This window comes from Sphingobium sufflavum (assembly GCF_021403115.1).
In the GTDB taxonomy this organism is placed as follows: Bacteria; Pseudomonadota; Alphaproteobacteria; order Sphingomonadales; family Sphingomonadaceae; genus Sphingobium; species Sphingobium sufflavum.
Window position 1 is genome coordinate 1 of record NZ_JAJSSH010000019.1, and the last position, 13,963, is coordinate 13,963.

10 protein-coding genes are annotated in these 13,963 nt (G+C 65.4%); 4 read left to right on the top strand and 6 right to left on the bottom strand.

The annotated features are described in order from the left end of the window. Window positions 1-113: 113 nt before the first annotated feature. A complete protein-coding gene (locus LWE61_RS19195) occupies window positions 114-1,283 on the bottom strand; it encodes an FAS1-like dehydratase domain-containing protein (RefSeq protein WP_234152266.1) in 1,170 nt (389 codons plus the stop codon). Between the two features lie 260 nt (window positions 1,284-1,543). On the opposite strand from LWE61_RS19195, the gene LWE61_RS19200 reads away from it, so the two are divergent. From LWE61_RS19200 to LWE61_RS19215, 4 genes are all read left to right on the top strand, one after another. Beyond that, the gene (locus tag LWE61_RS19200; RefSeq protein WP_234152267.1) at window positions 1,544-2,731 is read left to right on the top strand and encodes a MaoC family dehydratase; all 1,188 of its coding nucleotides are present in this window, start codon (window positions 1,544-1,546) and stop codon (window positions 2,729-2,731) included. A gap of 17 nt (window positions 2,732-2,748) precedes the next feature. Further along, window positions 2,749-4,491, top strand: coding sequence for a class I adenylate-forming enzyme family protein (locus tag LWE61_RS19205; RefSeq protein ID WP_234152268.1), 1,743 nt, complete (start codon window positions 2,749-2,751; stop codon window positions 4,489-4,491). A 34-nt stretch (window positions 4,492-4,525) separates the two neighbouring features. Further along, window positions 4,526-5,056, top strand: coding sequence for a nuclear transport factor 2 family protein (locus LWE61_RS19210; protein WP_234152269.1), 531 nt, complete (start codon window positions 4,526-4,528; stop codon window positions 5,054-5,056). A 103-nt stretch (window positions 5,057-5,159) separates the two neighbouring features. Continuing rightward, complete coding sequence (locus LWE61_RS19215) at window positions 5,160-6,359, top strand: TCR/Tet family MFS transporter (protein WP_234152270.1); 1,200 nt, start codon at window positions 5,160-5,162, stop codon at window positions 6,357-6,359. On the opposite strand, the gene cobA is transcribed toward LWE61_RS19215, so the two are convergent. Genes cobA through LWE61_RS19240 form a run of 5 tightly spaced genes read right to left on the bottom strand, consistent with a single transcriptional unit; the run spans window position 6,331 to window position 13,836 of the window. After that, entirely contained in the window at window positions 6,331-7,125 is a 795-nt protein-coding gene (gene cobA, locus LWE61_RS19220; RefSeq protein ID WP_234152271.1) for a uroporphyrinogen-III C-methyltransferase, read from the bottom strand. The two genes, LWE61_RS19215 and cobA, sit on opposite strands and share 29 nt — an antisense overlap. Then, complete coding sequence (locus LWE61_RS19225; RefSeq protein WP_234152272.1) at window positions 7,118-9,745, bottom strand: nitrate reductase; 2,628 nt, start codon at window positions 9,743-9,745, stop codon at window positions 7,118-7,120. Before LWE61_RS19225 ends, cobA begins: the two co-directional genes overlap by 8 nt. 1 nt (window position 9,746) lies before the next feature. Next, window positions 9,747-10,085 (bottom strand): nitrite reductase small subunit NirD, encoded by a 339-nt coding sequence (nirD, locus tag LWE61_RS19230; protein ID WP_234152273.1) that lies wholly within the window; start codon window positions 10,083-10,085, stop codon window positions 9,747-9,749. A 59-nt stretch (window positions 10,086-10,144) separates the two neighbouring features. After that, a complete protein-coding gene (gene nirB / locus LWE61_RS19235; RefSeq protein ID WP_234152274.1) occupies window positions 10,145-12,610 on the bottom strand; it encodes a nitrite reductase large subunit NirB in 2,466 nt (821 codons plus the stop codon). Then, window positions 12,610-13,836, bottom strand: a complete 1,227-nt coding sequence (locus LWE61_RS19240; RefSeq protein ID WP_234152275.1) for a nitrate/nitrite transporter — start codon at window positions 13,834-13,836, stop codon at window positions 12,610-12,612. The genes nirB and LWE61_RS19240 overlap by 1 nt, the downstream gene beginning before the upstream one ends. Window positions 13,837-13,963: the final 127 nt, after the last annotated feature.

Here is a 13,963-nt window from a genome sequence, read left to right on the forward strand (position 1 = left end):
TCGACCGCCATCATGCTCTAAAGGCCGGGCCGCTCATGCAAAAGCCGCGCTGCCCATGAAAAAGGCCGGGGACACTGCCCCGGCCTCCTTTATTTCACAACCGAAACGGTCGGTCAGTCGGGCTTCTTGGGCAGCTCGATCTCGGCCACCGCGGTCGCCTGCGTTCCACCCTTTTGGTTGGTCATCTTGAAATCGACCTGGATCATGTGGCGGCCTTCCTCGTCGACGAACTTGTCGATGACATTGGCGTTCATGACCGTGATGTCGCCCGACAGGGCGGGGCCGCGATAGTTGCAGTTCGAATGGCGCACAAAGCCCCACTCGCCTGCCCAGCCCGCGAAATAGTCGACGATCCACGCGCCCATCGACGCGCCATAGCCATAGGCGCGCGGCATGCCGATCGTGCGCGCCCAGCGCGGGAAAAGATGCCCGCGCGACGCACCGATATAGGCGCCGTCAGTCAGTTCGGGGTTGATGCGCTCCATGATCGGGTCATTCTCATGCCCGGCCATTTCCTTGGTGAAGCCCAGGTCTTCCAGGTTCAGCTCGCGCCGGTCCAGCGTGCCCCAGACGGTGAACAGGAAGGACCGCCACTCGGTGGCAAAGCTGGCGACGGTGTGAATACCGATGACGCGCTCCGGCAGCTTGTCGCCGACCGTCACATCGTCCCACCAACGCTCCTTGTGGCCCAGGTCGTGGAGCATCTGGATCCACTCGAACTTGCGGTCCTCGACCTTCTGATAATCCTCGTCGCTCCACTCCGGCTCGTCCGCCTGGCTGGCGTCGGTCGCCGCACCACCAGCATGCGCGTTGTAGCGGATGGCGGTGGACCGCTGCTTGGCGATCAGTTCACCATGCTGGTTGCGATAGAAATTGTCGCCCCGCTCGAAACAGGTCGGGCCGGCGAACTTGGTGTCCTTGACGACATAGTCGAACGGGATGCGCTCATTGGCGATGGTGTCGCCGCCGAACACGCGGGGACCATAGAACCACCATTCGTCACCGCCGAACAGCAGGTGCGAATTGGGGATCTTGCCCGCGCAGCTCGGCGATGTGCCATGGCCATCGTCCATCACGATGGGGAAGGACTGCGGGGCGACCAGCTTGCCCCAGCGGCTTTCTGCGGCGAACTGCGGGTCATAGTGCGCCAGGTTGGGATAGTGCATCGCCTGCACCCAGCGACGGATGTCGTTGTTGCCCAGAGGCTCGCGCAGCGGGGACGACTCGATGGGCTTGCCCATCCAGCGGTCGAGATCGGAAACGTCTAAAATGCTGTCGGCCACAGGCTCGCTCCTTTCAGAATCCTTCTTGTCGGCCTGCCTTTGTGCATGACCACGCAAAAGGCAACCTCCGGCATGCAATGCTTTTCAATATCCGCCCCGTCTTGACCATTACCGTCAAAAGCCATCGCCCCCGCGCTGCCTGCCACTCTCCTTGCACCTACTATCGAGAAGGACGGCGGCGGCCATGGAACAGCGGGGGTGAACCGGCGACGATGGCGCTCCTGCACCGCGCCCGAACAGGATGAGGGGAAGGACTGGCCATGACCGCCACCGCTGCCGAAAACGCCATCACGCTGGACACCAGCGACGTCGACAAATGGGTCGGCAAGCCCGTCGTCTTCGCGGAAATGTGGGACGCCTGCAACGCCACCGACATCCGCCGCTGGGTGCAGGCGCTGGACTATCCCAACCCCATCCACTGGGACGAGGAATTTGCCCGCGCCTCTCAATTCGGCGGCATCGTCGCGCCGCAGAGCTTCGTCGTCGCGATGGACTATGGCCATGGCTGCCACCCCGCTTGCGTCGGCAAAGTGCCCGGCACCCACCTGATCTTCGCGGGGGAGGAATGGTGGTTCTACGGCACGCCCGTGCGTCCCGGCGACAAGCTCGTGCAGGATCGCCGGTTCGACGGCTACAGCATCACCGACACCGGCTTTGCCGGCCCGACCATGTTCGCCCGCGGCGACACCGTCCACACCAACCAGGACGGGGTGAAGGTGGCGAAGGAACAGGCCACCGCCATCCGCTATCTGGTCGAGGAAGCCAACAAGCGCCGCGTCTATGACAAGCAGAACCGCAGCCCAAAACGCTGGACGCAGGAGGAGCTGGCCGAAATCCACGCGCTCCGCCACGACTGGATTCTCTCCAATCGGGAAGGACGCTCGCCCGCCTTTGCCGACGTGCAGGTCGGCGACACGCTGCCCAGCCGCGTCATCGGCCCGCACTCGGTCGTCAGCTTCGCCAATGAATGTCGCGCCCACCGCCAGAATATCTGGGGCACATGGCGCTGGAACGTGCCGGAGGGCGCGGTGGACCCGGCCAAGGAGGACGCAGGTTTCGGCGCGGACATGAGCTACGACCATGACGCCCGCAAGATCGACCCCCGCATGGGCGACGGCCTCTATCATGGCCCCTCGTCCGGCCACATCAACGCCGAAAAGGCGGAGAAGGTCGGGATGGGCGGCGCCTATGGCTATGGCGCGTCGATGAACGCCTGGCACCTCGACACCATCGCCTATTGGGCGGGGCATGACGGCTATATCTGGCATTCCAAGACGCAGTTCCGCAGCCCCGCCTTCGAAGGCGACGTCACCTATGTCGATGGCGAGGTGATCGAAAAGCTGGAAACATCGGACTATGGCTGTCCGGTGGTGCGGGTCCAGACGCGGATGACCACGCAGGACGGCGACACCATCCTGAAGGGCACCGCCGAAGTGCAACTCCCTTGACGCGGGAGGCCGACGCCATGCCCAACGCCACCCCCACGCCCCAGCCCTCCATCGTCCATGGCGCGCCACTTTCGGACGAACGCACGCTGGGGACGCTGACCATTCCCGGCTATGCGCGCGACGTGACCCGCCGCTTTGCGGAGCGGGAGGCGCTCGTCATGCATCAGGCCGGCGAACGGATATCCTGGACCTATGCGGAACTGTGGGATCGTTCGGTGGAGGTCGCAAAGGCGCTGATCGCGGCGGGCGTCGGCAAGGACAGCCGGGTCGGCGTCCTCATGACCAACCGGCCGGAATATCTCTCCGCAGTCTTCGGCATCGCCTTGGCGGGCGGCGTCACCGTCTCGCTCAGCACCTTCTCCACGCCGCAGGAACTGGAATATCTGTTGCAGGCGGGCGCAGTCTCCCTGCTGCTCTACGACCGGCAGGTGCTGAAGAAGGATTTCGGCACGATGCTGGCCGATCTGGAACCGGCAATCCTGACCGCTGCACCCGCCGCGCTCACCGCCGCCAAAGTCCCTTATCTGAAACGCCTCGTCGCCCTTGACAGCGTGACTGCCAGCGACCTGCCAGCCAGCGACGCCTCCCCTCACGATGCCGGGATGGTGGAACGCTGGGCCGATTTCCTCGCCACCGGCCAGTCCATTCCCGATGCCGTCGTGGACGCCCGCGCCGCCGCCGTGAACCCGTCGGATACCGGCGCGCTCTTCTTCTCATCCGGCACCACCAGCCTGCCCAAGGGTGTTCTCCACGCCCAGCGCGCGCTGGCGATCCAGTGGTGGCGTTGGCCCCGCATCATGGACCTTGACCCGGTGGCCCACCCCATCCGCTGCTGGACCGGCAACGGCTTCTTCTGGTCGGGCAATATCTCCATGGTGCTGGGCAATGCGCTGACCACTGGCGGCACCGTCGTCCTGCAACCCGTGTTCGAGGCGGAGGCAGCTCTCACCCTGATGGAGGCTGAAAGGGTGAGCTTCCCCATCGGCCGGCCCCACCAATGGGCGCGGCTGGAGACATCGCCCCAATGGGCCAGCGCCGATCTCTCCGCGCTCCATTATGTCACCTATGGCACCACCTTCCTCAATCATCCGACGGTCAGCACCGACTGGCGCCTCTGCCCCGCCTTCGGCACGACGGAGACGCTGACCATCAACACGGCGGTCGAGGCGAACACGCCGGAAGCGGACTATCGGGGCAGCTATGGCAAGCCGCTGCCCGGCAATATCCTCAAGATCTTCGACCCGGACACGGGTGCCGTCCTGCCACGCGGGGAGCGGGGCGAAATCGCCATCAAGGGGCCGACCCTCATGATGGGCTATGTCGGCAAGAGCCTGGAAGAGACCTTCGACGCCGAAGGCTATTTCCGCACCGGCGACGGCGGCTATGTCGACGATCGCGGCTACCTCTTCTGGGAAGGCCGCCTGACCGAGATCATCAAGACCGGCGGCGCGAACGTCTCCCCCATAGAGATCGACCTCGTCCTCGCCGATTATCCCGGCGTCAAGCGCGCCCAGACAGTCGGCGTGCCCGACGCCATGCTGGGTGAGCGCGTCGTCTCCTGCATCGTCCCCCATGACGACGCCATCCTCGACCCGGACGCCGTCACCGATTTCCTGAAGACCCGCTTCGCCAGCTTCAAGGTGCCGCGCGACATCCTGTTCTTTGCGGAGGAGGATCTGGCCGTCACCGGCAGCGGCAAGGTGAAGTTCCGCCAATTGAGCGAAATCGCGGCGGCACGTCTGGCCCAGAAGGCGCTGTAGGCCCGCCACAAAAAGCATCGAGAGAGACACGATCATGGCCGACAGCGACATCCTCGCCATCCAGCAGAGCCTCAATCTTTATGGTGTCGCAGTCGATACCCAGCGTTGGGATTTGTTCGATCGTCTCTTCACCCCCGACGTGGACGCCGATTATGGCGCAACATCGCACTGGACCAGCCTCGCCCGGTTCAAGACGGACTTCGCCGCCTTCCACGACCCGTTCGACTCCACGCAGCACACCCTGTCCTCTCATCTGGTGCAGGTCGACGGCGACCGGGCGACCAGCTTCTGCAACGGCAGTTGGCGGCTGGTCCGCAAGGCGGTGGACGGCGCACCGCTGTGGGACGGCACCGGCTGGTATGAGGATGACTGGATGCGCGCCAACGGATACTGGCGCATCACCCGCCGCACCTGCCGCATAACATGGTGGACCGGCGACCCACTGGTGCAGGAAACCATCCCCGGCGTGAAATTCGCACTGCGGACCACCGTTTTGCGGCGAGAAGCGGAGGCAGGCCGCTGCCGCATCCTCGACGCACTGGCATCGTCCCGGCGCGAATCCTGATGCCATAGCCACCCCGCCATTCGGACAAAAGCGCAGGAACCGTACAAAAGGCGACAAAGCAGACAGTGCCGGTACAGCCGCGTCACGCTATGACCCCCGCGCCATGATTCGCTTTACCCCCACCCGCTTCCAGCCCGCCGTCGCCTTCATCCTCGTGACCGCGCTGCTCGACGTCATGGCGCTGGGCCTCGTCATTCCGGTCCTGCCCGCGCTGGTGGAGGAATTCGCCCATAGCGACGGCGCGGCGGGCCTGTGGAATGGATTGCTGGTGGCGCTGTGGGCCGCGATGCAATTTCTTTTCTCGCCGCTCATCGGCGCACTGTCGGACCGCTACGGCCGTCGCCCGGTGATCCTGATCTCCACTATCGGCCTTGCGCTCGACTGGCTGCTCATGGCGCTCGCGCCCAATCTGTGGTGGCTGGCGGTGGGGCGGATGCTCGGCGGCATCACCTCCTCCAGCTTCACCGCCGTCTATGCCTACATGGCGGACATCACCGCACCGGAGCATCGGTCAAAGGCGTTCGGCCTCGTCGGTGCCGCTTGGGCGGCGGGCTTTGTCGCGGGACCGGCGCTGGGCGGCATATTGGCGACATGGGGGCCACGCGTCCCCTTCTGGGCGGCCGCGGCGTTGTCGGGCGCGGCGTTTCTCTACGGTCTCGCCATCCTGCCGGAATCTCTGGCCCCGGACAAACGCATGCCCTTCGCCTGGAGCCGCGCCAACCCCCTCGGCGCGCTTCGCCTGCTGCGCAGCCATGCGGAGTTGATCGGCCTGTCCTTCGTCAACTTCCTCCTCTATTTCGCGCACCATATCTTCTCGGTCATCTACGTGCTCTACGCCGCCCACCGCTATGGGCTGGGACCGCTGGAGGTCGGCCTGCTGCTCGGTTGTGCCGGGCTGCTGGACATGGCGATGCAGGGCTATGTGGTGGGCCGTGTGTCCGCGCGGCTCGGCGACCGCCGCACGATGGTCATCGGCCTTGTCGCGGGGGCGATCGGCATCTTCCTGATGGGCATCGCGCCGGACAAATATTGGTTCGCCGCGACGCTGCTCCCCAACAGCCTGTGGGCGCTTGCCATTCCGACACTGCAATCGCTGATGACGGCCCGCGTGTCGGAACGGGAGCAGGGCCAGCTCCAGGGCGCGAACAACAGCGTCGCCGCCATCGCGGGGATCGCCTCGCCTCTGTTCTTCGGCTGGCTCTATGGTCAGTCCATCGACACCCTGCCCGGCCTCAGCTTCGTGGTGGGCAGCCTCATCCTGCTCGCCGCCGCCTTTATCGGGCACCGTTCGGGCAGGGCATAGCCGCCTTGCGACCACCGACACTGACCGACGATGCGGCTCCCACCGCATCGCCGATCAGCAACAGTGCAGGCCCTGATCCCAGCGCCCGCGTTGCTATCTCCAGCAGGTCGATCCGTGTCCGCACAATCCGCTCGCTCGGCAGGCTCGCATTCTCGATGGCCAGAACCGGCGTTCGTGCCGCCATCCCGTTCGCCATTAACTGCTTCGCAATCATCCCCGCGCTCGACTTGCCCATATAGACAGCCAGCGTCGCGCCCGGATCGGCTAGCGTCTCCCAGTCCAGGTCCAGCGTATCGCCATCGCGCGCATGGGCCGTCACGAACACCAGCTTGCGCGCCAGTCCGCGCAACGTCAGCGACAGCCCCGCACTCGCCGCCGCCGCGCTCGCCGCCGTGATGCCGGGGCAGATACGGGGCGTCACGCCATGCTCGGCCAGCGCCGCCATCTCTTCCATCGACCGGCCAAAAATGGATGGATCGCCGCCCTTCAGCCGCACGACCTTCCGCCCCGCCAACGCCGCCGCAACGATCAGGTCGTTGATCGTCTCCTGATTCTTGCTGTGCCGCCCGGCCCGCTTGCCGACGCTGACCCGCTCCACGCCATCGGGGATCAGGTCGAGGATGCCCGGTCCGACCAGCGCGTCGAAAAAGACGATGTCCGCGCTCAGGATCAATTTCTCCGCCTTGCGCGTCAGCAGGTCGGGATCGCCCGGTCCCGCACCGACCAGCCAAACCTCTCCGGGGGCGATAAGATGCAGGTCACGCATGGGCGGTCTCCTTGGTTTCGCCGATCAGGCGCTGGATGGCGGGACGGCACGATCCGCAGTTGGTGCCCGCATTGAGCGCCGCCCCCACTGCCTCCACCGTCATCAAATTCTGGCTGCCGATCGCCTCGACGATCGTCTTCATGCCAACGTCGAAGCAGACGCAGACGATCGCCCCGCGGTCCGCCTGCGGCGTCGCCGAACGCCCGGCCATCAACTCCATGGTCGATGCACCCTCGGCCGCGATCAACTGCTCGACCAACCACTCCCGGCGCGGCAGCTTCCCGCTGCGGGTGATGAACAACGCGGCGCGCAGCACGCCATCGCGCACGACCGCGATACGCAATCCTCCTCGCGAACCGTCCACCGTCTCGACCCGCTCGCCCTTGGGCAGCAGCGCCTTGGCCAATGCGGCGGGATCGCCCTCGCCCGCCAGTTCTACCAGCCAGCCGCCCGCCACCCGCACGCGGGTCGCATAGGCAGCCGCGACCTCGCCCACCGGCTCGCGACTGATGAGGAAACCCCGCCAGTCCGGATCCATTTTTGCAAGAGCGACCGGCGTGTTCTTGAAGCCCGGCTGCCCCGAATGGGGATCCACCATGGATCGCGGGAGCAGGCCGGTGCGCCCTCCCGTCGACTGGCGGTCGGTCCAGTGAATCGGCGTGAACACCTCGCCGCGCCGCTGCCCTTCGCTGATCTGCGCGCGGAACAGGCTCATGCCCTGCGGCGTGGAAACCTGCACCAGATCGTCCGCCACTATGCCCAGCGGCGCGGCGTCATCCGGGTGAATCTCCACCATCGGTTCGCGGCGATGCTGCGACAGTTTCGGCGACAGGCCGGTGCGCGTCATCGTATGCCACTGGTCGCGATACCGCCCGTTGTTCAGCGTCATCGGCCATTTCACCAGGGGCGCAGCCCGTTCCATCTGCGTGACCGCCACCAGTCGCGCCCGCCCGTCCGCCGTCGAATAGCGCCCGTCCGCGAACGGCACGCCGCCCCAGCGAAACGGCTCCATCGCATCATAGTCGAGGTTGGAGATGGCCGTGTGCATCGACAGGTCGAACAACCGCTCGCCACCATTGTGATAAGCCGACAGGCGCGCATGCTCGCGATAGACATCCGCCGCGCAATCATAGTTGAACGCATCCGCCCAGCCCATCGCCTGCCCCACCTCCGCGATGATCCGCCAGTCCGGCTTCGCCTCGCCCGCTGGTGGGAAAAAGGCGCGCTGGCGGCTGATGATCCGGTCGGAGTTGGTGACCGTCCCGTCCTTCTCACTCCAGCCTGTGGCGGGCAGTTTCACATGGGCATATCGGCTGGTGTCCGTATCCGCGATACAGTCCGACACCACCACGAAGGGACAGGTTTCCAGCGCCTCACGCACCAGACCGGCGTCGGGCATCGACACGGCGGGGTTCGTCGCCATGACCCACAATGCCTTGATCCGCCCTTCGCGAATGGAACGGAACAGATCGACCGCCTTCAGCCCCGGTCTGGCCGCCATCGCGGGCGCAGCCCAGAACCGCTGCACCGCCGCGACATGCTCCGGCGCGAAATCCCTATGCGCCGCCAATGTGGACGCCAGCCCGCCAACCTCCCGCCCGCCCATCGCATTGGGCTGCCCGGTGATGGAGAAAGGGGCTGCTCCCGGCTTACCGATGCGGCCCGTGGCGAGGTGGACGTTGATGATCGCATTGACCTGATCCGTCCCGCGGATCGACTGGTTGATGCCCTGGCTGAACATCGTCACGGTGCGCGGGTTCGCCGCGAACAAGGTGTAAAAGGCCTGAAGGTCGGCGACCGGCACATCACAGGCCGCCGCCGTGGCCGTCAGGTCGCAGCCCTCGGCCAGCCCCTCCCAAAACTCTTCCGGCACCGCGACATGCGCGTCCAGATAGGCGTGATCGACAATCCCGGCCTCGCGGCAATGGGCGAGCAAACCGTTCATCAACGCCACATCGCTGCCGGGGCGGAGGGCGATATGCAGGTCGGCATCCTCGCACGTCTCTGTCCGGCGCGGGTCGATGACGACGATCTTCGTCCCCCGCGCCGCGCGCGCCGCCATGATCCGCTGATAGACGACCGGATGGCACCAGGCCGTATTCGACCCGACCAGCACGATCAGGTCGGCCTCGTCCAGATCGGCATAGGTCGCGGGCACCACGTCCTCGCCAAAGGCGCGGATATGACCGGCAACCGCGCTCGACATGCACAGGCGGGAATTGGTGTCGATATTGCCGCTGCCGATGAAGCCCTTCATCAGCTTGTTGGCGACATAATAATCTTCGGTCAGCAACTGGCCGGAGACATAGAAGGCCACGCTGTCCGGCCCATGGCGTGCAATCGTGTCGGCGAATTTCCGCGCGACATGGCCGATGGCCTTGTCCCAGCTCACCCGCCGCCCGCCAATTTCCGGGTGGAGCAATCGTCCCTCCAGCCCGACCGTCTCGCCCAGATGCGTGCCCTTGGAACAGAGACGCCCCAGATTGGCGGGATGCGCCTCATCCCCCCGGATCGTCACCGTCCGGTCGGGTTGCGGCATGGCCTTCACGCCGCAACCGACGCCGCAATAGGCGCAGGTGGTGCGAACCACCCCATCACCGGATGCGGCGTCCGTCGTCATCTCAGGCCATGCCCTGCAAGGCTTCCTTGCGGCCGATCAGAATGCGGCCGCCGTCGATCTTGACCGGGATCGTCGGCACGCACCCCTCATCTTCGCCCAGCGCATGACCGTCGATCAGGCTGATCCGCCAGTTATGCAGCGGGCAGGTGACGGTCGTGTCATGGACGATGCCCTGAGACAGCGGCCCCTGCTTGTGCGGGCACTGGTTGACCAGCGCATAGACATCGCCGTTGGCGGTGCGAAAGATGGCGATCTCCTTGCCGCCCCGCACCGGCAATGTGCGCGCGCCCAGCGCCGGAAGCTGATCCACCGTACCAATGTCGAGCCAGTCTGCGATCATGTGTGTGTCCAAATGGGTGTGAGTGTCATGGTCGGCGATCCGAAGCGCGCTGAGAGCGGTCATGCAGCCCCTCCCACCACGGCAAAGGGCCGGATTTCCGCGATATGCTCATGCAGGAAGCTTTCCTTGCCGCTTGCCCGTTCCGCCCAGGGATCGACCTGGAGGAAGCTCTGCGCATAGAGGAAGCGATTGCGCAGCGCCTCGCGCCCAACCTCATCCTCGACGATGCGCTTCTTCACATAGTCGAGACCGACCCGTTCCACCCAAGGCGCGGTACGGTCCAGATAGCGCGCTTCCTCGCGGTAAAGCTGGGTGAACGCCGCGCAATAATCGAGCGCCTCCTGCTCCGTCGCCACCTTGCACAGAAAGTCCGTACCGCGCAGGTGGATGCCGCCATTGCCGCCGATATGCAGCTCATAGCCGCTATCCACGCAGATCACGCCAAAGTCCTTGATCGTCGCCTCGGCGCAATTGCGGGGGCAACCCGACACCGCGATCTTGAACTTGTGCGGCATCCACGACCCCCAGGTCATCTGCTCCGCCTTGATGCCCAGCCCCGTCGAGTCCTGCGTCCCGAACCGGCACCATTCGGACCCCACGCAGGTCTTCACGGTGCGCAGAGCCTTGCCATAGGCATGGCCGGACACCATCCCCGCCGCATTCAGGTCACCCCAGATGGCGGGCAGGTCTTCCTTCTTGATGCCGAACAGGTCGAGCCGCTGCCCGCCCGTGACCTTCACCATGCGTGCGCCATATTTGTCGGCGGCGTCGGCGATGGCGCGCAGTTCGTTCGGCGTGGTGACGCCGCCCCACATGCGCGGCACCACCGAATAGGTGCCGTCCTTCTGGATATTGGCGTGCATCCGCTCGTTGACGAACCGGCTCTGCGGGTCTTCGACATGCTCGGCCGGCCAAGCGCACAGCAGATAATAGTTGAGCGCCGGACGGCAGGAGGAACAGCCGTCGGGCGTCGTCCAGCTCATTTCCTGCATGACTTCGGGAATGGCCTTCAGGCCCTTTTCCACGATGGCGGCGCGCACATCCTCATGGGTGAAGCTGGTGCATTTGCACATCGTCTTGACGGTGCGTTCGCCGGAATAGTCATCGCCCAGCGCCAGCGCGAGCAGGTTCTCGACCAGCCCCGTGCACGAACCGCAGCTGGCCGACGCCTTGCAGGTCGCCCGCACCGCGTCGAGGTCGGTGGCGCCGCCCGCCACGCAGGCCATCACCTGCCCCTTGCTGACGCCGTTGCAGCCGCAGATCTCCGCATCGTCGGAAAGCGCCGCAACGGCCGCCTTAGGGTCCGACAGCGCACCCCCGGACGCAAACGCCTGACCAAAGATCAGCGCCTCGCGGATGTCCGCGATATTCTCTTCCTTCTTCAGAAGGTCGAAATACCAGTTACCGTCGGCGGTATCGCCATACAGCACCGCGCCGATGACCTTCTCATCCTTGACGATCACGCGCTTGTACACGCCGCGCGTCGCATCGCGCAGGACGATATCCTCGCAGCCCTCGCCGCCGGAAAAATCGCCGGCGGAAAAGACGTCGATGCCGCTGACCTTGAGCTTGGTGGAGGTCACGGAGCCGGTGTAGCCGCTGGGATTGCCCGTCTGGCTGTCCGCCAGCGCCCGGCACATTTCCCACAAGGGCGCCACGAGGCCATAAACCGCACCGCGATGCTGCACGCACTCGCCCACCGCCAGGACAGCGGGATCGCTCGTCATCATATGGTCGTCGACCAGGATGCCGCGCTCGACGTCCAGACCGGCGGCCTTGGCGAGGCCGGTCGACGGGCGGATACCCACCGCCATCACCACGATGGAACAGGGAATTTCCGTCCCGTCCTTCAGGCGGACACCCTCGACTTTGCCGTCGCCATAGACTTCGCCGGTGTCGGCCTGCGTCAGGATGGTCTGGCCGCGCCGCTCCAGTTCGGTCTTGAGCAGCCAGCCCGCCGCCTCGTCCAGCTGCCGCTCCATCAGGGTCGGCATCAGGTGGATGACCGTGACCTTCATGCCGCGCAGGGCAAGGCCGTGCGCCGCTTCGAGGCCGAGCAGGCCGCCGCCGATGACGACCGCGTCGCCGCCCGCGTCCGCCGCCGCCAGCATCTTGTCCACATCCTCCATGTCGCGGAAGGTGATGACGCCGGGCAGATCCTTGCCGGGAACCGGGATGATGAACGGGTCCGATCCCGTGGCCAGCAGCAGCCGGTCATAGCTTTCGGTGCGACCCGACGCGCTGGTGACCGTCTGCGCAGCGCGATCGACGGCAACGATGGCGTCGCCCGCGACCAGCGTGATGCCATTGTCGGCGTACCAGGCCTCGCTGTTGATGACGATGTCGTCGAACGACTTCTCACCGGCCAGCAGGGGCGACAGCATGATGCGGTTATAGTTGACGCGCGGTTCCGACCCGAAAATCGTGATGCGGAACTTGTTCGGATCGCGGGCGAGGATTTCCTCGACGGCGCGGCACCCGGCCATGCCATTGCCGACGACGATGAGATGCGGTTTCTGGGACATTAGATACGTACTCCCTGAATGGCCGCGCCCCATGTGGTGCGCCACCGCTTCTTGACAGAGGTGAGACCGCCGAGCGCGACGAGCGCGAGCGCGGCGAAGATGAGGAAACCGGCGGACGGGCTACCCGTCCACTGCTTGGCAAGGCCCAGCGAGGAGGCGAGGTAGAAGCCGCCCACGCCGCCGCCAAAGCCGACCAGTCCGGTCATGACGCCGATCTGGTTGCGGAAGCGCTGCGGCACCAGCTGGAACACCGCGCCATTTCCCACGCCCAGCGCGCCCATGACGGCGAAGAACAGCGGGAAGAGGATAGCAAAGCTGTGCGGCGCTGCGCTGATCGCGACCAGAAGGACGGCGGCGACGATATAGACCAGCGACAGTGTCTTGATGCCCCCGATCCGGTCGGCCAGTGCGCCGCCCAGCGGACGAACCATCGACCCGGCAAAGACACAGGCGGCCGTGGCATAGCCCGCATGGATCGGCGTCATGCCCAGTTCGGTGGTATAGAAGATCGGCAGCGACCCCGCGAGGCCGACGAACCCGCCAAAGGTCACGCCATAGAAGAGGATGAACCACCAGGTATCGCCCTCGCCCAGCATCGCGCCATAGGCCCTGATATAGGCGCCCATGCTCTTGGCGGGCGGCTGGTCCGGGCTGTCCTTCACGAAGACCATATAGGCCACGAAGACGATGACCAGCGGGATGACCGCAAGGCCCAGCACATTGTTCCAGCCGAACGCCTTGGCCAGCAGCGGAGCAAAAAGCGCGGCCAGCACGGTGCCCGAATTGCCCATGCCCGCGATGCCCATCGCCTTGCCCTGATGCTCCGGCGGATACCAGCGGCTGGCGAGCGGGAGTGCAACCGCGAAGCTCGCCCCCGCAAAGCCCAGAATCACACCGACCGCAATCAGGCCGTTCAGGCTGTCGACGCCGAAATGCCATGCCGACAACAGGCCAGCGATCACGATGACTTGTCCGATCGCCCCCGTAACCTTCTGGCCGATCTTGTCGACCAGGAAGCCGTTGACGAGGCGCAGGACTGCGCCCGCCAGCGTCGGCACCGCGACCATGAAGCCCTTTTCGGCCGGGGTCAGTCCCATGTCCTTGGAAATGATCGGCGCCAGCGGGCCAAGCATGTTCCACACCATGAAGGCGATGTCGAAGTACAGGAACGCCATGATGAGCGTAGGCCTGTGCCCGGATTGCCAGAAGGGTTTACTCTCGGTCATTCTCAAATCATCCCCACCACAGAGAGAGACGTCATCCCGGCGCAGGCCGGGGTCTTTGCTGGAAGCGCGCCGCCATGAGCGATCCCGGCCTGTGCCGGGGTGGCCCGCTGAACGGAGGCATCCGAAA

Bases quoted from the DNA above. Each gene is read 5' to 3' on its own strand.
- LWE61_RS19200 (WP_234152267.1), top strand. From the start codon at position 1,544: ATGACCGCCACCGCTGCCGAAAACGCCATCACGCTGGACACCAGCGAC.
- LWE61_RS19205 (WP_234152268.1), top strand. From the start codon at position 2,749: ATGCCCAACGCCACCCCCACGCCCCAGCCCTCCATCGTCCATGGCGCG.
- LWE61_RS19210 (WP_234152269.1), top strand. From the start codon at position 4,526: ATGGCCGACAGCGACATCCTCGCCATCCAGCAGAGCCTCAATCTTTAT.
- LWE61_RS19215 (WP_234152270.1), top strand. From the start codon at position 5,160: ATGATTCGCTTTACCCCCACCCGCTTCCAGCCCGCCGTCGCCTTCATC.
- cobA (WP_234152271.1), bottom strand. From the start codon at position 7,125: ATGCGTGACCTGCATCTTATCGCCCCCGGAGAGGTTTGGCTGGTCGGT.
- LWE61_RS19225 (WP_234152272.1), bottom strand. From the start codon at position 9,745: ATGACGACGGACGCCGCATCCGGTGATGGGGTGGTTCGCACCACCTGC.
- nirD (WP_234152273.1), bottom strand. From the start codon at position 10,085: ATGATCGCAGACTGGCTCGACATTGGTACGGTGGATCAGCTTCCGGCG.
- nirB (WP_234152274.1), bottom strand. From the start codon at position 12,610: ATGTCCCAGAAACCGCATCTCATCGTCGTCGGCAATGGCATGGCCGGG.
- LWE61_RS19240 (WP_234152275.1), bottom strand. From the start codon at position 13,836: ATGACCGAGAGTAAACCCTTCTGGCAATCCGGGCACAGGCCTACGCTC.